Annotated in this window: 14 protein-coding genes; 2 read left to right on the forward strand and 12 right to left on the reverse strand. The window is 67.3% G+C overall.

Translation table 11 applies throughout. The features are described from left to right. Positions 1–235: 235 nt before the first annotated feature. From JCM7685_RS17125 to JCM7685_RS17165, 9 genes are all read right to left on the reverse strand, one after another. Positions 236–535, reverse strand: coding sequence for a hypothetical protein (locus JCM7685_RS17125; protein WP_074966987.1), 300 nt, complete (start codon positions 533–535; stop codon positions 236–238). A gap of 3 nt (positions 536–538) precedes the next feature. Continuing rightward, positions 539–1594: a DMT family transporter gene (locus JCM7685_RS17130; RefSeq protein WP_074966985.1), complete on the reverse strand. Its 1056-nt coding sequence runs from the start codon at positions 1592–1594 to the stop codon at positions 539–541. A gap of 121 nt (positions 1595–1715) precedes the next feature. Next, on the reverse strand, positions 1716–2813 hold the full coding sequence (locus tag JCM7685_RS17135; protein ID WP_074966983.1) for an aminomethyltransferase family protein: 1098 nt from the start codon (positions 2811–2813) through the stop codon (positions 1716–1718). A 59-nt stretch (positions 2814–2872) separates the two neighbouring features. Further along, positions 2873–3826 carry an electron transfer flavoprotein subunit alpha/FixB family protein gene (locus JCM7685_RS17140; protein WP_074966981.1) on the reverse strand — a complete coding sequence of 318 codons (954 nt, stop codon included), beginning with the start codon at positions 3824–3826 and terminating at the stop codon, positions 2873–2875. 2 nt (positions 3827–3828) lie between these two features. Continuing rightward, positions 3829–4614 carry an electron transfer flavoprotein subunit beta/FixA family protein gene (locus JCM7685_RS17145; RefSeq protein ID WP_074966980.1) on the reverse strand — a complete coding sequence of 262 codons (786 nt, stop codon included), beginning with the start codon at positions 4612–4614 and terminating at the stop codon, positions 3829–3831. 21 nt (positions 4615–4635) lie between these two features. Then, a complete protein-coding gene (locus tag JCM7685_RS17150) occupies positions 4636–6021 on the reverse strand; it encodes a hypothetical protein (protein WP_074966978.1) in 1386 nt (461 codons plus the stop codon). A gap of 17 nt (positions 6022–6038) precedes the next feature. After that, a complete protein-coding gene (locus JCM7685_RS17155; RefSeq protein WP_074966976.1) occupies positions 6039–8207 on the reverse strand; it encodes a heterodisulfide reductase-related iron-sulfur binding cluster in 2169 nt (722 codons plus the stop codon). A 101-nt stretch (positions 8208–8308) separates the two neighbouring features. Beyond that, entirely contained in the window at positions 8309–10507 is a 2199-nt protein-coding gene (locus JCM7685_RS17160; protein ID WP_074966974.1) for an oxidoreductase, read from the reverse strand. Positions 10508–10555: 48 nt separating this feature from the next. After that, complete coding sequence (locus JCM7685_RS17165; RefSeq protein ID WP_074967072.1) at positions 10556–11173, reverse strand: hypothetical protein; 618 nt, start codon at positions 11171–11173, stop codon at positions 10556–10558. Between the two features lie 523 nt (positions 11174–11696). Between JCM7685_RS17165 and JCM7685_RS17170 the strand changes: the two genes are divergently transcribed. Beyond that, positions 11697–12455 (forward strand): FadR/GntR family transcriptional regulator, encoded by a 759-nt coding sequence (locus JCM7685_RS17170; protein ID WP_074966972.1) that lies wholly within the window; start codon positions 11697–11699, stop codon positions 12453–12455. Here JCM7685_RS17170 and JCM7685_RS17175 read toward each other — a convergent pair. The 3 genes from JCM7685_RS17175 to JCM7685_RS17185 form a co-directional block, all read right to left on the reverse strand. Further along, complete coding sequence (locus JCM7685_RS17175) at positions 12431–13729, reverse strand: ABC transporter substrate-binding protein (RefSeq protein ID WP_074966969.1); 1299 nt, start codon at positions 13727–13729, stop codon at positions 12431–12433. The two genes, JCM7685_RS17170 and JCM7685_RS17175, sit on opposite strands and share 25 nt — an antisense overlap. Positions 13730–14098: 369 nt before the next feature. Then, complete coding sequence (locus JCM7685_RS17180; protein WP_074966967.1) at positions 14099–14824, reverse strand: aspartate/glutamate racemase family protein; 726 nt, start codon at positions 14822–14824, stop codon at positions 14099–14101. 18 nt (positions 14825–14842) lie between these two features. Then, positions 14843–16357 carry an NCS1 family nucleobase:cation symporter-1 gene (locus JCM7685_RS17185; RefSeq protein WP_074966965.1) on the reverse strand — a complete coding sequence of 505 codons (1515 nt, stop codon included), beginning with the start codon at positions 16355–16357 and terminating at the stop codon, positions 14843–14845. Between the two features lie 351 nt (positions 16358–16708). Between JCM7685_RS17185 and JCM7685_RS17190 the strand changes: the two genes are divergently transcribed. After that, positions 16709–17377 (forward strand): GntR family transcriptional regulator, encoded by a 669-nt coding sequence (locus tag JCM7685_RS17190; RefSeq protein WP_083412645.1) that lies wholly within the window; start codon positions 16709–16711, stop codon positions 17375–17377. The last annotated feature ends 54 nt before the right edge of the window (positions 17378–17431 follow it).

The raw sequence follows: 17431 nt of genomic DNA on the forward strand, positions 1-17431 counted from the left end.
CCACCGACAGGGCAGCCCAGGGGCTGCCTTTCGGCCGTGGCGGGGGGGGGGGCGAGGCGCGGCCCTCCGCCAAACCGTGAAACCTGGCGCAAAGCCGGCGCCGCGCGCCCGCTCGGCGCCGGCCGTCAGATCTTCGTCACGAAGGTCCGCGCATGATAAAGCGCGAGCAGCGGCAGGCCGATGCAGACGACGGTGGCGGCGATCACGCCGGGCATGCCCCAGGCGAAGAATTCGATCATGCTGTTCCCTCCAACAGGCCGGTCTGGCGCATTCTCTCGCGTCCGAAGGAGTTCAGACGATAGCGGTTCAACAGTTTCTCGGCCCCGGCCGTGCTGCTGGGGTCGATCTGCGACTCGATGTGATGGATCAACCCGCCCGCATGCAGATCGGTCAGCGTCATGCGGATGGTGCCGGCCCAATAGGGGCCGCTCAGCCCGTATTCCCTCAGGATCACGTCCCGGATCTCGTGGTCCCACAGGGACTCGGCGCGTTCCAGCAACTGCAGGATGCGGCCCTTCAGATGGATCTTGCCCATGGTTCAACCTTTCTCCACCGCGCGAATGACTTCGAGCACGCCGCGGCCTTCCGTGAACAGGATGAAGCTGCCCGTCACCGCGACGGCGGCCCCCATGGCGAACCAGATGTCCGGCGCGAGCCCGCCGAAGATCCACAGGTAGACCAGCGACAGCGGACCATAGAGCGCCGCGATGGCCTGGCCGCGGCCGACGCCGATCAGCGGGAACGACTTGTACCAGGAGACATAGCAGAAGGCGAAGGTCATCCCCATCAGCACCAGCATGTGCCACACCCCGGGCTGCGCAAGCGCCGTCTGGATCGAGATCCAAAGCTGGTCGCCGGCCAGCATCCAGGTCACCGGCACCCCGACCACGACCCAGATCAGCAGTTCGGCGGTGAAACGCAGAGTCAGGCCGACGTCGGGATCGCTGACGTCCAGCGCCCGTCCGGCGACGGCGCCCTCGAGCCCCCAGCCGATAAAGGCCAGCGCGCCGCCGATATAGCCGATCCAGCGGCTGTTGCCGCCTTCGCCGCGCAGGTCGCCGATCAGGCCGGGCAGGAAGATCAGCACCGCCCCGGTGACCAGGACCAGCAGCCCCACGGTCGCCCGGGCGGTGATGCGTTCGTTATACCACAGGCGCGCCAGCATGGCGCCGACCAGCGGATAGAGCAGCCCGGCCACCGCGGCGAAGCCCGGCCCGACATAGACCATGGCGACATAGGTGCCGAAGATCGCGCAGCCGCCCGCCAGACCCGCGGGCAGGTACCAGAGCGAGATCTTGGGCTGACGCAGGGTGCGGAAATATTCCCCGGTCTTGCCCAGCGTGCCGACCCAGAGAAACATGAAGACCAGAACCGCGATCGCGTTCAGAAACGCCACCACCATGGCGGCAAGAAGGTTGTCCGCATTGCCGCCCTGCGTCAGCTGGACGAAGGGCTGTTCGTAATAGATCGCATAGCCGGGCACATACCAGGCGGCCCACAGGACCGCGCACCAGAATGCCCAGATGAAGCCCCATCGGACCTGATAGTTTCGGCTCTTCTCTCTCAGAGCCTGAAGTGTAACGCCAGATGCCATTCAATCCTCCCGTATTGGATGGGCGCGGCAGCCGGCCTTGCGGTTTTGCCCGCTTTTGTTCCCCGGCGCATGCCCGCGCCGGGAGAGCCTTGGCTGCCGTGCTGTGGTTGTGGTTTGCGTCTTACGCGTGGGTATTGGCCTTGTTCGGATCGAAGAAGGGCAGGGGATCGACGGTCACCTCGACCCCGGTGCCGGCATCGCCGACCCGAAGGATGGTCCCGTCGGCGATTGTCGGGTCGACATGGACCAGCGCCAGCGATTTCTTCATGCGGTGCGAATAGCCGGGGCTGTTGATCACCCCCACCTCTTGCCCGTCGCGATAAAGCTTGGCGCCGCCTTCCATCGGCTCGGTCAGCGCGCCGGTCGAGACGCCGGCGATGCGGACCTTTTCCTTGCCTTCCTTGGCCATCAGCGCATCGCGCCCCAGGAAACCGGGCTTCTTGCGCGAGATCGTCCAGCCCAGCCCGACTTCCCACGGCGTGAACTCTTCGCTCATGTCGTAGGGATAGAACAGCAGGCCCGCCTCGATGCGGATCTTGTCGAGGCAGTTGAACGAGCAGGCCATGATGCCGTCGCTTTCGCCCTCGCCCAGGATGTTGTTCCACAGGTCCACGACATCCTTGCGATCGACGAAGATCTCATAGCCGCGCTCGCCCGAATAGCCGGTGCGCGACAGGAGCACCTTGCGGCCGAAAAGCTCGGTCTCGACCTGGTGGAAATAGGCCAGGCCGTCCAGCTCGGCCGGGCAGAAGCGCTGCAGGAAGGGCAGCGCCTTCTGGCCCTGCAGGGACAGGTCGTGCAGCTCGTCGTCGAAACGGACCTCGACGTCGCGGCCCTTGGCGGCGTCCTGCAGCCGCTGCAGGCTGGAGCCCGCGCCGTGGACATACAGGTATTTGTTGTCGTCGATGTGGAAGATGATGTTGTCGTCGCAGATCGTGCCGTCGTCGGTCAGCAGCGGGTTGTAGGCCGACTTGCCGCGGTAGATGCGGCTCATGTCGCGGGTCGCGACGTGATCGACCAGGGCCGCGGCGTCGGCGCCGGTGATCCAGATCTTTTTCAGGGCCGAGACGTCGAACAGGCCCGCGGCCTCGCGGACGGCGTCATGTTCCTTTTCGGCCGAGGTCGCATAGCTCCATGCGACATCCATGTCGTTCCAGTCGCCCAGGCCGGCTCCGAGTTTCTTATGCTCGTTTTCGAGCTCCGATACCCGCTTGGTCATGTCGTTTCCTTTTCGTAAAAAAATGGCGGCAACGGCCGGAGCCGTGCCGCCAAGGGAGGTCAGAAGTGGTTTTCGAGTTCGGAGGCGATCTCGAACATGTCGCCGACGATGCCGTAGCGGGCGATGCTGAAGATCGACGCCTCGGGGTCCGAGTTCACCGCGACGATGTTCTCGACGTGTTTCATACCCCACTGGTGCTGGACCGAGCCGGACACGCCCATCGCCACGTAAAGCCGGCAGCTTGCCGCAAGCTGGCCCGACTGGCCGACCTGGCGCGCCTTCGGCAGCCAGCCGTTGTCGGCGATGGGCCGCGAGCAGCCCAGCGTCGCTCCGACCTTGTCGGCCAGTTCCAGGAACTGCTCGACGTTCGATTCATCCGCGACGCCGCGGCCGATCGACAGGATGAATTCCGAGCCGGGAATGTCGATCCCGCCCGCATCCGCCGGCGGCTTCCAGCCTTCATGCGTGGTGGCGATGTCGGCGGCGGGCGCCGCCATGTCGGTGACCTTGGCCGAGCCCTGGCCCGAGGCCGGCTCGAACACGTTGGTCCGGACCGTCAGCAGCACGGTTTCCTTGCCCGGGAAGTCGATGTCCATCAGGACCTTCTCGGCATAGCCGGCGCGGGTCGCGACCAGGTCGCCGCCGTCGCGGCGCAGGGCCAGGACGTCGGTGGCGAAGCCCAGGCCGTTCCTGGCCGCGAGGGTCGGCGCAAAGGACCAGGCGTCCACGCCATGCGCGGTCAGCACCAGCGACGGCTTGCGCTGCGCCACGAGCTCGGCCGCCACGGCCTCGATCAGGTCGGGCTGGAAGTCGTCCGACGCCTTGACCGCGATCACCTCGTCTACGCCCTCGACCGAAAGCCCGCCGGCCAGCGCCTGCGGATCGGCCGCGACGATCACCACCGCCAGGCTGTCGCCGGCCTGCTTGACGCCGCGCGCCGCGGTGATCGCCTCCAGCGAACTCGGCCGCAGCTCGCCGTCGCGCTGCGTTGCAATGACAATAATCTCGCCCATGATCACATCCCCCGGATTTCTTTGATGATCTCTGCCAGCCGGGCCGCCTGTTCGGCGGCGGTGCCGGTAATCAGCTCGGCCTTGCCGCGTTCGGGCACATACATGCGCCGGACGTTGGACGCGGGCCGGACGTCGTCATCACCCAGGCCGAGATCGTCGAGCGACAGCTCGTCCACCGGCTTCTGCTTGGCCTGCTTGATGCCGCGCAGCGAGGCATAGCGCGGCTGGTTGATGCCCAGCTGGATCGACAGCACCGCCGGGCAGCGGATGGTCATCACCTCTTCGAGGCCGCCTTCCAGCTCGCGCCGCAGGCCGGCCGTGGCCGAACCGGGCTTGTAGTCGAGATGGCTGACCACGGCGGCATGGGGCCAGCCCAGCAGGCCGGCCAGCGCCATGCCCGTCGTCGCCGAGCCGAAGTCGCTCGACTGGGCGCCGGTAAAGACCATGTCGGGCTTTTCGCGCTCGACCAGCTTCGCCAGCACCCTGGCGACGGCGATCCCGTCCGCATCGGCCAGGGAATCGTCCCAGACCCGGATACCGCGGTCGGCACCCTTGGCCAGCGCGGTCCGCAGCGCGTCGTCCGCGTCGTCGTCGCCGACGATGGCGACCACGACCTCGACCGCGTCGCCCGCGGCCTCCTTGATGAGCAGGGCCTCTTCGACCGAGAAGTGATCGAACTCGTTCAGATCCTTCTCGAAATAGTCGTCATCGACGTCGCGGCCGTCGTCGCGCAGCTCGAACTGGTCGTCGAGGCTGGCGATCTGCTTTACTGGAACAAGTATCTTCATTCATCGTCTCCAAGTCTTGCATCATGATTTCGGGGTGAGAAGCGAAGCCACCTGTCTGGCGAGTCGGCGCGCGGCGGCAAACCGCACTTGCGGTTCTGGATCATCCGTCAGCGACGCGACGGTCGCATCGTCGAGGCCGGGGTGGCCGACGATCATCGCACGGTTGAGCGGATAGGGGTCGGCGGCCAGCCGGAGGATGGCCGTTTGCGGCGCCGCACGGTTGAATGCGATGGCGCGGCGCACGTCGGAATCGTCATGGGCGGCGATGGCGTCCAGCGTCGCCGCCGGCGTGCGCGGATTGCGGCCGAGCGCCCCCAGCACGTCGCGGTCGCCGCTGCCCAGAAGGGCGGCGATGGCTTCGGCCGGCGCATCCTCGCGCAGCGCCACTCCCGCCTGGACCCAGGGCGCCGCATCGGCGGTGAGCCGGGTCAGCAGCGCGGGCGGGCAGGCCGGGTTGCGCGCGACGCTGCGGCGGATCTCGGGGTCGTCCGAGGCGGCGAGCTGCGCCAGCAGCGGCGCCGGCAGATCGGGATGGCGCGCGATCCAGCGCCGCACCCAGGGATCGGGATCGACGGCCAGCCGCGCGATAAGCTCCGCCCCCAGCCGCTGGCGGCGGGCGAGGACGCGGCGGACCCGGGCCGAGGCGTCGCCTTCGGGGTCGATTTCGGCGCCCGAAACGATCGGGTTGCGCACGGCGGCGGCGCGGACTGCGTCGTCGGGGTCGGCCAGCAGCCGCTCCAGCGCCGCGGCATCCAGGGTCGGGTTCCCCGCCAGCTTGCGCCGCAGCCGCGAGTCGGGCGCCTGTTCCGCCGCCGTCCGCAGCGCGGCGGGGCAGTTCGGATGCGCCGCGATCTCGGCCTGGACCCAGGCGTCGCCCGCCGCCCACAGGCGGGTCAGCGTTTCCGCATCGGCGCCGGGCGCGGCCGCGATGGCGCGCTGGATCAGCCCGTCGTCCTCGGCCGCAAGCCGCGCGATGACCTCGGGGGGGACCGCGGGGTTGCCGGCGACCGCGCGCCGCACCTCGACCGCCTCGTGCCGCGCCAGTTCGCCCAGGATCGCGGCATCGGCATGGCCGTGGTCGGCCAGGCAGCGGGCCAGGCGCGCGTCAACCGCCTGCCCCAGCAGCTTGCGCAGCGCCGAGACCGGCGTCGCCGGGTTCTTCGCCAGCCGCAGCGCCAGCGCCTCGGCGGCATCGGTCGCCAGCAGGTCGAGCAGGCCGGGGGGCGCATAGGCGGCCGCGGCGACGATCAGCCTTTGCCGCGGCGTGGCGAAGATCACCGGCTCGAGCGCGGCCCGCGCTTCCGGGCCGGCTTCGGCATAGACGCCGAGCGCCGCGTAGAGGTCGCCGCCGGCACCGACTCGGGCGACGAGCGCTCCGAAGTCGCCCTGTCCCGGCGGAGCCCGCATATCGGTCGCCGCTGCCGTCATGCCGGGACCGGGGACTGGCGGGTTTCCTCGTCCGCGCCGCCTTCGTCGGTGCCCTTCTGCTTGTCGAGCCCCATGGCCTCGGCCAGCAATTCGGTCAGTTCGAGCACGCGGAAATTGCCTTCGTTCCCGGTTCCCTTCACGCCGTCCTCAAGCATGTTGAGGCATTTCGGGCAGTTGACCACCAGCACGTCCAGATCGGGGATCTCGGCCGCCTCGGCGGCGCGCAGCTCGGCCGGTTTCTTGAGTTCCGGCGGATCGGGCAGCCAGATGCGGCCGCCGCCCGCGCCGCAGCAGAACGAGTTGTCCCGGCTGCGCCGCAGTTCCACCAGCTCGACGCCGAGGCTGTTCAGCACCTGGCGCGGCGCCTCGGTGCAGCCGTTGATGCGGCCCAGGTGGCAGGGGTCGTGATAGGTGACGCGATAGTCCAGGTTCGCCGGCTGCGGGATGCGGCCTTCGCGGATCAGCCGCTCCAGCAGCGAACTGGCGTGTTCGATGGTGTAGTTGCCGCCGAATTCGGGATATTCGTTGCGGATGGTGTTGAATGTATGCGGGTCCGTGGTCACGATGGTGTTGAACGTGCAATCGTTCAGCAGTTCGATGTTGGCCTCGGCCAGGGACTGGAACAGGCCTTCCTCGCCCACGCGGCGGACGTCGTTGCCGGCGGTCTGCTCGTCCTCGAACAGGATGCCGAAATCGATCCCGGCCGCCTTGAGGATGCGGGCGAAGGTGATGGTGACCTTCTGCGAGCGCGGGTCGAACGAGGCGTAGTCGCCGACATACCACAGCACGTCGACAGGCTCGGTGCGGGCGTCCTTGATCTCGAAGTCCAGCTTCTGGGTCCAGCGCGGCCGCTTGCGCTTCGACTCGCCCAGCGAGTTGCCGGACTTCTGCAGGCTCTTCAGCGTCGGCTGCAGCATGGTGTCGAATTCGCCCGCCTCGACCAGCGACCGGCGCATCTGCACGATCATCGGCAGATGCTCGACGCCGACGGGGCAGATTTCCACGCAGGCGGCGCAGCTGCGGCAGGACCACAGCGTCTCGGGCCGGATCATGTTGACGCCGTCGCCGATGACCTGGATCGGCCCTTCGGGCATCCTGGCGCCGGACAGGGCGTCGTTCGCCAGTTCACGCAGGCTCAGCACCAGATCGCGCGGCGACAGCGGATAGCCCGAGGCGTTCGCGGGGCAGGCCTCGTGGCAGCGGCCGCATTTGGTGCAGGCGTCGACGTTCAGCAGATACTTGTCGCTGAAATCGGTGAGCACCGAGAAGCCGATGCGCTCGGCCTCCATGTCGGCCGCCGGCATCCGCTGCTTGGCCTGCGGATCGCGCGCCGCCAGGCTGCCCATCGCGGTGAAGATATGCTTGATCTTGGTATAGGGGATCAGCGCGATGAAGGTCAGCGCCAGCATCCCATGCGTCCACCACAGCACCATGCGGATGGTGGCGGCGCCTTGCGGGCCGACGCCCAGCCCGGCCATCGCCTGCGCGATCAGGGCCCCGACCGGCGACCACCAGCGATAGCCCCAGACCGCGGGATTGTCCTGCAGCCAGACCAGACGCACCGCTTCCAGCAGGAAGCCGGTCACGCCGATGAGCACCAGGATCCACAGAAAGGCCCAATCCTCGCGCCGGTAGGAGGAGCGGTCGTAGTCGGGGTCCTCGGGCTTGCGGTCGGGGCGGTGGTAGTCGAGCCGCGGCAGCGCCATCCAGCCCCGGCGATACATCATGTAAAGCAGGCCGCCGATCAGCGAGAGTCCCGCAAGGTCCATCGCCAGCGAAAAGACCAGGTAGAAGGCGCCGTTCCAGAAATGCAGCCCGGCCGCCGGCCCGGTGATGTCGTGGTCGACCGTGATCGTGGTCGTCCCGATGAAGAGCACGGCGAAGCCGTAGAAGATGAACATGTGGGCGGCGCCGGCGCCTCGGGCCCGGCGCCGGATCGTGGTGTGTTCGGCGACCTGGCGGGCCATGGTGGCCATGCGCGGCCAGAACGGCGTCCACGCCCCCGACCGCTTGCCGCGGCGGTATTTGCGGATCTGCGCCCAGACCCCGTAGAGAAACACCCCCATCGCCCCGATGGCGACGATATAGAATGACACCAGCATCCACAGCGGGAAGTCCTGGAACAGGACGCGCGTAATGTCTTGCGGGTCGTGATCGGTGAGCATCGCCGTCAGTCCTCTTGTCTTCTTTCAGCGCCGCGGCATCGGTTGCCGCGGCGGGACGCAGGCGGTCGCGGGCGCCTGGCGCCGCGACCGCCGTTCCTGGCTCAGAGCCGCCATTCCAGCTTGTATTCGCCGCCGGGCTGATAGGCCGTGCCCCAGGAGATGACCTCGCGCTTGTAGGGCAGCGGGTGCTGCGGATCGGCGTCCTCGATCTCGCGGGCGATGCGGTGGCCGTCGAATGTGGCGTCGGCGATCAGCTTGGGCGCCCAGGCGTCGCCGATCACATAGACGTCCTTGATGCCCTTCTCTTCCCATTCGCCGCGCCGCGCCTTGAGTTCGTTGAACAGCGACGAGTCGGAATGGCGGCCGGTGGTCAGGACCAGCGTGTCGAACTCAAGCCACTGATGGCTCTTGTTCTCGTCCCGCGGCAGCTTGCCGGGGCCGCGGTATTCGCGCCGCGAGCCTTCGGCCCAGATGTCGTAATACTCGATCCGCCCGTCCTCGACCCGCGATGCCCAGGCTTCGCCGATGATGTTGACGTTCAGCTCGATCATGCGGCGGCGCATGTTCGGGTATTCCAGCGAGAAGTGCATGTAATGGCCGAAGTCGACGCCGCTGATCACCGTCACCTCATGACCCTTGGCCGCCAGCTGTTCGGCAAGCGAGGGGGCCATGAAATAGGTGTCGGCGTTCAGGATCACGACGCGCTTGCCGATCGGCTTCTCGCCGCGGAAGATCTGCTCGGGCGTGACCTGGTTCGGCTTGCTGGCATCGACGCCCGGAATGGGGTCGTGGCTGAGGCAGTTGGTGCCGTCGGTGTTCCAGGACGAACCGGTGGCGATGATGACCTTCTCGGCGCCATAGTCCAGCACGTCGTCCGCCGTCAGCCGCTTCTGGCCGAGCGCCAGCTGCGATCCCTTGACCCGCTTGACGAGCTTGTTGAGCTGGACCTCGCGATAGTCGCGGTGAAAGCCCCACTCGCCCAGACCCGGCAGGGTGGCGACGTCGTTCAGGTGGCCGCCGACCTTTTCGGCGCTGTCCACGAGATGGGTGACGTAGCCGCGCTCCAGCAGCACCCGCGCCGCCTCCGAGCCGGACGGACCGGCGCCGACCACCAGCACGGTATCGTCGGATTTCGCCTTCTCGAACTTCTCGGGGTGCCAGCTGCGGCGGTATTCCTCGCCGGCGGTGGCGTTCTGGGTGCAGATCATCGGCGGGCCGCCGATTTCCCAGCGCGAGATGCAGACGTTGCAGCCGATGCAGGTGCGGATGTCGTCAAGCCGGCCCTGCTCGATCTTCTCGGGCAGGAAGGGGTCGGCGATCGAGGGCCGCGCGCAGCTGATGATGTCCAGTTCGCCGTTGCGGATGACCTCGGCCATCTTCTCGGGATCGGTGAAGCGGCCGATGCCCAGCACGGGCTTTTTCGAGTGCATCTTGACGAAGCGCTGCCAGGGGATCGCGTGGCCCTGACGCTGGAAGCGCGACGGCGCCGCGTCCTCGCCCCATTGGGCGATGTCGCCGACGTTGATGTCCCAGACGTCGACCAGGTCGTCGGCCATCTCGATCAGCCGCACGCCGTCCACCTCGACCTCAAGCCCGCCGGGGCCGTAGAGCGTGTCGATGGCGCAGCGCGAGGCGATGGCGCAATCGTCGCCGACCGCCCTCCTGACCTTTTCCAGCGTCTCGATCCAGAAACGGGCGCGGTTCTCGACCGAGCCGCCGTAGCCGTCGGTGCGCTTGTTGAAATAGGGGCTCAGCCACTGCATCGGGCCGTAGGCGTGGCCGCCATAGACGTTGACGATGTCGAAACCCGCATCGCGGGCACGCAGCGCGGCGTCCACATAGAACTGCTGCACCTGCCGGATGTCGTCCTCGTCCATCTCCTTGCAATAGGTCAGCGTTTCGAATTCCGACGCATACTGGCTGGGGCCGCGCGGCGTCTGGCGCGATTCCATGTTCGGGGCGTGACCGCCGCCGTACCACATCTCGATGCCGGCAAGGGCGCCGTATTTGTGCACCTCGTCGCACATGGCGCGCAGGTTGCGCACGTCGCCCGCGTCCCAGATCCGGGCGGAAACCCGCATGGTGTCGTCGGATTCCGGGTGGATCGAGCAATACTCGGTATTGATCGCGCCCCAGCCGCCTTCCGCCTTCACGCCGCGGTGCGCCATCTGGAAACCGGGCCGGTCGGTGCCGGCGCCGATGCAGTGCGGGCTTTGGTGAAAGCGGTTCTTCATGGTCTTGGGACCGAGCTGGATCGGCTCGAACAGGATGTCGTATTTGGCCGGTCTGGCGTTAGTCATGGGTTCCCTCTCCCTTTCTCTTCCGCCCTCCGGGGCGGGTCGAAAACGTCAATGTCGGTTGTCGTCAGGTTGCCGTGTCTCGGCGATCAGCAGCGCGCCGCCGAGAAACTTGCGCAGGTCGTCGAAGGTGGTCGGCTTCTCGCCCGGCCAGCGGTCGCACAGCCGCGCGGGCGGCGGCTGGCTACGGGATGCCGCGTCCAGATGCATCGCGACCTCGCCCGCCAGGCGCAGCGCATGGCCGCGCAGGCTGCGGTCGTAGGCGCCCCAATGCAGGGCCTCGCTTTTTAGGTGGAACAGCGAACTGCGGCCGCGGCGGGCGATGGTCATGCTGTCGATCCAGCCCGAGACCGCGCCCCAGCGCCGCAGCGCCGCGGCATAGCGGCGGCGGGCCAGGCTTTCGCGTCCCGCCAGGCGGGCGCCAAGGCCCAGATTGGCCTGGCTGGCCGCATAGCGGGGATCGTCGCGGCGAAAGCACAGCAAGGCGACGCGCCAGCCCAGCTGCCAGTCCCGCAGCGCCGCCGCCGTATCGCCGTCGCGCAGCGCATCGAGCGCGCGTTCCTGCAGGCGTTCCCAGGCAAGGTCGCAGTCGCGCCAACCGGCGGCACGAGCCGCAGCCTGCGTCGCATCGCCGGCAAGACCGGTTTCGGCGCATTCGGAAAAAATCATCAGAAAACTGGCGCTTGCGCCCGGAAGGTCGCGGGGCTTTCCCGCCGCGGCAATGCCATCGCCGTGGATCACGAAGGCAGGCGCGTCGCCATGACTTCTGCGTCCGCCGCCCTGCGCTACCGCAGGCGGCGTATCCTCCATGTGGGTTAGCATATCTCCTCCCCGAGACAGCTGCCTGCATCATTCGACCCGTTTGAGCCGATTGTTACCAATTTCTCCCGATACTGCCTCTTCAGGCCGTTGAACGAGGGGTAACAACCAATCTGTAACACAGTCCGCCGAAAGATTTCAACAAAATGCTAAAATCCTTCTCGATTTCGCAATAATTGGTTGACTTTCGTATCCAAGTGACACAAATTGGATCGTCCTTGCCGCTTTCTCGTTACTTTCCAATGCAATACCAAAAACAACCAATCTCGCTCTATCGGTCCTATTGGTTGCCAAATTCCTCCCGTCCCTTGCCCATCCGCCCCGCCACCCAGCGAATCATCCCGGGGTCCGCCCCGCAAAAGGAGTCCGACACATGACCGAGGTTCTGGATCCGCCGTGGGAAACCGAGGGCGAGGTGCGCTATCCCGTCACCGCCAAGGCCCGCGACCTGGCCGACCGGCTCTTCGGCGAGATCGTCGCCGGCGTATACGGTTTCGGCACCCGGCTTCCGGCCGAGCGCGTCTTGTCCGACACCCACGATCTGTCGCGCAGCACCGTGCGCCAAGCCTTGGGATTGATGGAAAGTTTCGGCATCATCGAACGCAGGGTCGGCAGCGGATCGGTGGTCTGCTTCAGCCGCCGCCAGCCGGCGCCGGAAGCGGCCGCACCCCCTGCCGGCATCCTGGACCTGACCGAGATCGGCAGTTCCACCAGCCCGCTGGAACTGGGCGTGGTGCGCTCGATCGTCGAGCCCGAGATCGCGCGGCTCGCCGTCTTGAACATGACCGCGCGCGACATCGAGGCGATCAAGGCCGTGCAGGCCGAAATGGAAGAGGTCATGACCAATGGCGAGCAATTCGCGGCGCTGGAGGACGCCTTCCGGATGCGGCTGGCCTCGGGGACGCACAACCCGCTTCTCGAGGCGGTCTATGCCATGGTTAACCAGGTCCGGCGCGACGCCAGCTGGTCGGTGCAGCGGCGGTGGCGGCTGTCACCGGCCAGGATCCGGGAATACAAGCTGCAATACCGCTCGCTCTGCGAGGCGATCGAAAGCCGCGACATCGAGAAGGCGGTGGAGTTCGTCCGGCTGATGCTGGCGGACGCGCATCAGGACCTGATGCCGGGCGGCTGATCCCGGTCCAGCGCGGCGGCGGTCAGGCGCTGGTCCCACATCTGGCCGCAGGCCCGCATGTGCCGCAGCAGCAGCGGGCCGTGCTTTTCCCACCAGGCCAGGACCGAGCGCAGCTCGACGATGCGCGCCACGCCGTCGGTGATCCGCACCACCGGCCAGGATCCGACCAGCGCATTGTCGACGCCGAACAGCTCGCGCCCCCACCAGCGCGCCTCGCCGAAGACGTTGCGGCTGCCTCCGCCCATGCGCATGGCGGACAGCACCACCGCCGGCTCGACCGTCTGGATCTGTTCGACCGCCTTGCGCCACATTTCCAGGATGGCGCAATATTCCCAGGACACCGCGCTCCAATGCCCCGGATAGCGTCGGTTGAACTCGGCGTAGAAATCGTGCGGGCGGGGGAAGCCGATGTCCAGCCGGTCCAGCGCCGGATCGTCGAATTCCGGGAAGTGAAAGATGAAGCCTTCCATGAACTCGCGGCTGGTCCGCGCGACCAGCGCGGGATAGTTGTCGCAGGTGCAGGACAGGATCTGACCGCGGAACCCGCGGCGATAGGCGGTTTCCGTCAGCGCGTGGACGAAGGGTTCATAGGCGGTATCCCAGCACAGGATGTCGGGATTGGCGCTGAGCATGGCGTCGGCGACGGCGACCGGGTCCTCGGGGGCGCCGGTATAGAGCACCTCCTTGACGACGGCGATCCCGGCCGCCTCGAACGCGGCCCGGTAGGTGGCGAGCGAGGGCAGGCCAAGCGCGTCCTTCTGGGCGCAGAGCGCCACGGTGCGCAGCTCGGGCCGGTTCTCGGCCAGCCAGTCCACGCCGGTCACCACATAGATCGGATGCACCTCGCAGGGGGCGATCAGGTAGGGGATGTCGGGCGACAGGTCGCTGGGCAGCAGCGTCGTCGCCAGCATGCGCGAGCGGGTCAGGAAATCCGCGATCACCGGCACGGTATCGCCGCCCAGCATCAGGATGATCTTGACCCCGGCATCCAGGACGAGCTGCTTGGCGCCCAGGATCGCGCGGGCGGGATCGTATTGATCGTCGTAGGCGACGATCTCGACCAGCCGCCGCTGCCCGCCGATGCGTATGCCGCCGTCGGCATTGACCCGGTCGGCCCAGATCTGGCAGCCCTCGTAGCCCGGCATGCCCCAGGAGGCCGCGGCGCCGGTCAGCGGCGCCAGCACCCCGATCCGCACCGGCTCCCTTGCGCGCATGTCATGCCTGGGCATGCTGGCCGCCATCTCGAGTTCGGCGCCGAAACGATAGATGCTCATGCAGGCGATTTCTCTGGACGTTGACCGGGGGTGCGCGGCAGTGCTGTGGCGAAAAAGCTGCAGCACTGCAGGAACGAGGTTTTCTACGGTAGCTTCGGGACCAGCACAAGATGCCTGCAGGCGGTCGGGGCAAAGGTCTGCAAGGCCGCCCGAGCCAATGGGTCTGACTGCCGGCAGGCTGCGGAAAGGCGCTGCGGCGGCGCGACCCCGCGCCAGACCCATAGGCAGCAGAAGGGCCGCCCCCTTGCGGCGGCGGCCCTCAGGTCGGCGGTCGTGCCGCCGTTATCCGGTGTGGCTGGCGGCGGCCCCATCGGAGCCGCCGCCGGCTTGGGTATCGGGGCCGCCTGCGGAGCGCGGCCCCGGCGGGGCTTATGCGGACGGCAGGGGAAAACCCGTGATCCGCTTCGGCCGGGGCGGGGCGTAGGTGCGCACCTTCGAGGTTTTAAGCCCCATGCGCACCAATGCTTCGGCGATGGTGACCGCCGAGGCCACCCCGTCGACCACCGGCACGCCGGTCCGCTCGCGCACCTTGGCCTCCAGCTCGGCCATGCCGCCGCAGCCGAGGCAGATCACCTCGGCATGGTCCTGCTCGACGGCGGCGGCGGCCTGTTCGACGATGGCTTCGACCGCGCGCTCGGGCTGGGTTTCAAGCTCCAGCACCGCCATGCCGCTGGCCCGGACCGAGGCGCAGCGGGCATCGAGCCCGGCGAGCTTCAGCCGGTCCTCGATCATCGGCACCGCCCGGTCGAGGGTGGTCACGACCGAATATTTGTGCCCCAGGAACATCGCGGTCGAGGCGGCCGCCTCGGTGATGTCCACCACGGGCACCTCCAGCAGCTCCTGCAACCCTTCGCGGCCATGTTCGCCGTAGCCGGCCTGTATCACGGCATCGAAGGGCTGGTCGTAGCGCATCACCGCATCCATGACGCCGACGGCGGCAAGGTAGCTTTCGAAGTTGCCCTCGACCGATTCCGCGCCGAAGCGCGGGGTCAGGGCAACGATCTCGGTTCCCGGCGCGGCGACCTTCTGCGCCTGAAGGCCGATGCCGTGGGTCATCGTTTCGGTGGTGTTCACGTTCACAACGAGGATACGCATGTGTTCTCCGTCTCGGGATCAGTGATGGATGGCCACGGCGATGGATTCGCCGTCCCGGTCGGCATAGCGCAGGCCCTTGGGTGCGATCAGCCAGTAGAACAGCGCCCCGAGCCCGGCGGCGATGAACCACGAGAACTGCGACAGCGAATGCAGCGCCGGCAGGAAGGCGAACATCAGCGAGATCGCGGCCGAGGGCACCAGCGCCTTGATCGCCGCCGGGTTGATGCCGTTCACATAGTGATAGGGACCGGCCGTATCGTCGCTGTAGAGCGCCGGCACGTCCACCTGCTGTTTGCGGATCAGCCAGTAGTCGGCCATCACGATCCCGAACAGCGGCCCCAGGAAGGCGCCGAGGCCGCCCAGGAAATAGACGATCACCACCGGCGAATTGTAGAGGTTCCAGGGCAGGATCACGAAGCCGATGACGGCGCTGACCACGGCGGCGCGGCGGAAGTTCAGCTGCCGCGGCATCAGGTTCGCCAGCGCGAAGGCCGGGGCCACGAAATTCGCCATCAGGTTCACGGCGATGGTCAGGATCAGCAGCGACAGGCTGGCCAGGACCAGCAGCGGCGTGTTCGGGATCTTCTGCACCACGTCGGTCGGGCTCTGGATCAGCGTGCCGTCGATCACCAGCTGGCCGCCGGTCAGGATCACCACGATCATCCCGAAGATCAGCATGTTGATCGGGATGCCCCAGAAATTGCCCATGACCACCGCCTTGCGCGAGACCGCGCCCCGGGTGAAGTCGCAGAAGTTCAGCACGAACGTGCCGTAGATCGCCACCCAGAGCGAGGCCCCGCCCAGGATCTGCGCCCACATCGCACCGCCGGTCAGCGCGTTCGGCGGCGACCAGCGCAGCGTCCCGCCGGCGCTGTAAAGCACCCAGCCCGCCAGCGCCACGAAGGTGATCAGGATCACCGGGCCGGCGAAGGCTTCGTATTTGCGGATGCTCTCCATGCCGTAGCAGGCGATGACCACCTGGACGACCCAGAGGATGCTGAAGCTGATCCAGCCCAGCACCGAAAGGCCCAGCAGCATCTGCTGCGACAGCGAGGCGAGGCTGGGCATCAGCGCGATCAGCAGCACGTCCAGCACCATCGAGGCCAGGTAGGTCTGGATGCCGAACCAGACGATGGCGACGCCGCCCCGGATCAGCGCCGGGATCTGCGCGCCGCGGGTGCCGAAGCTGATGCGGCTCATCACCGGGAAGGGCACGCCGGTCTTGATGCCCATGTAGCCCGACAGGTTCAGCAGGACGAACAGGAACAGCGCGCCGAACAGCAGCGCGGCCAGGATCTGCCATCCGCCCAGCCCGAGCGCGAAAAGTCCGATGGCGAAGGAGTAGTTGCCCAGGCTGTGCACGTCATTGGCCCAGAGGGCGAAGATGTTGTAGGCGCTCCAGGTGCGGCCTTCCTGCTTGGTGGGGGCAAGGTCGCGGTTGTAGAGGCCGGGCGAGACGCCCGGCGGGATGGCCTCGTGCAGGGCGACGCCGTGCAGGTGGTCCTGGCCGGTTTCGGCGGTGTTCAGGTTCATTGCCCGCTCCTCCCGCTGCACGGCCGGGGCGGATGATCCTCAGGAATGGTGACATGTTTTGCGGGCTGAGGCTTGCGCGAAAGCCTTGCCCAGGGGCGCGTCGCGATGCGACGGCCCCGAACCGTAGTGGATGCCATGGTTACCTCCCGTTTCCTCTGGCAGCCGGCCCTTCCCCGGCACGGCAGGTCCGCAATGCTGGACTTGCATGTAAAATGTTAGATGATATTCTTTATATGCGTCTATATAGCATATCGAATAGCACCTTATATGTAATTTTAAAAATCAGCCGGTGTTGCCGCATGACACAGTGAAAAGCCGCAAGGGGAGAGAAGGTCGATGGCAGGGGAAGACATGCTGAATACGCGCGCGCAGACTGCGCTGGTCGGGGCGCTGCGCCGGGGCGAGCTGCGGGCGGGGCAGTTCGTGTCGATGCCCCAGCTGGTCGATGTGCTGGGCCTGCCGCTGGCGGCGGTGCGCGAGGCGACGCGGCATGCCAGCGCCTCGGGCTGGCTGGAGATCATCCCCAAGCGCGGGGTGCAGATCATGGATGCGCGGCCCGAGCTGATCCGCGACAGCCTGGACCTGCGCATGGTGCTGGACCAGGAGGGCGCGCGCCGCCGCATCCAGGACCAGACCGCGCTTGCCGATCTGGACGCGCTGCGCCGGTCGCACGAGCAGATGCTCGAGGCGGCGGGCGGTCCCGCGTCGGCCGAGCTGTCGCCGCGGGCCATCGCCGTCGATCTGTCGCTGCACGATTTCCTGGCCGGGGGCCTGGACAACCCGCTGCTGCGCGCCAGCTACGACGCCAACCGCATCCGCATCGCCATCATCCAGCGCGTCCGGCCCTTCGTGCAGGAACGCATCCTGTCGGCGATGCAGGAACATCTGGCGATCATCGACGCGGTGCAGGCAGGCGATGCCGCCGCCGCGGTGGAAGCCATCGCCCATCATTGTCGCCGCACCCAGCATTGGTGGGGCGTGCCGACAACCTTCCCGCCGCGGGACCATTCCCCGGCCTGAGGCGTCCGGCCCGGGTCGTGACCGGGCATCGCGCGATTGACACAAGCCGCAAAC

The organism is Paracoccus aminovorans, assembly GCF_900005615.1.
Taxonomy (GTDB): Bacteria; Pseudomonadota; Alphaproteobacteria; order Rhodobacterales; family Rhodobacteraceae; genus Paracoccus; species Paracoccus aminovorans.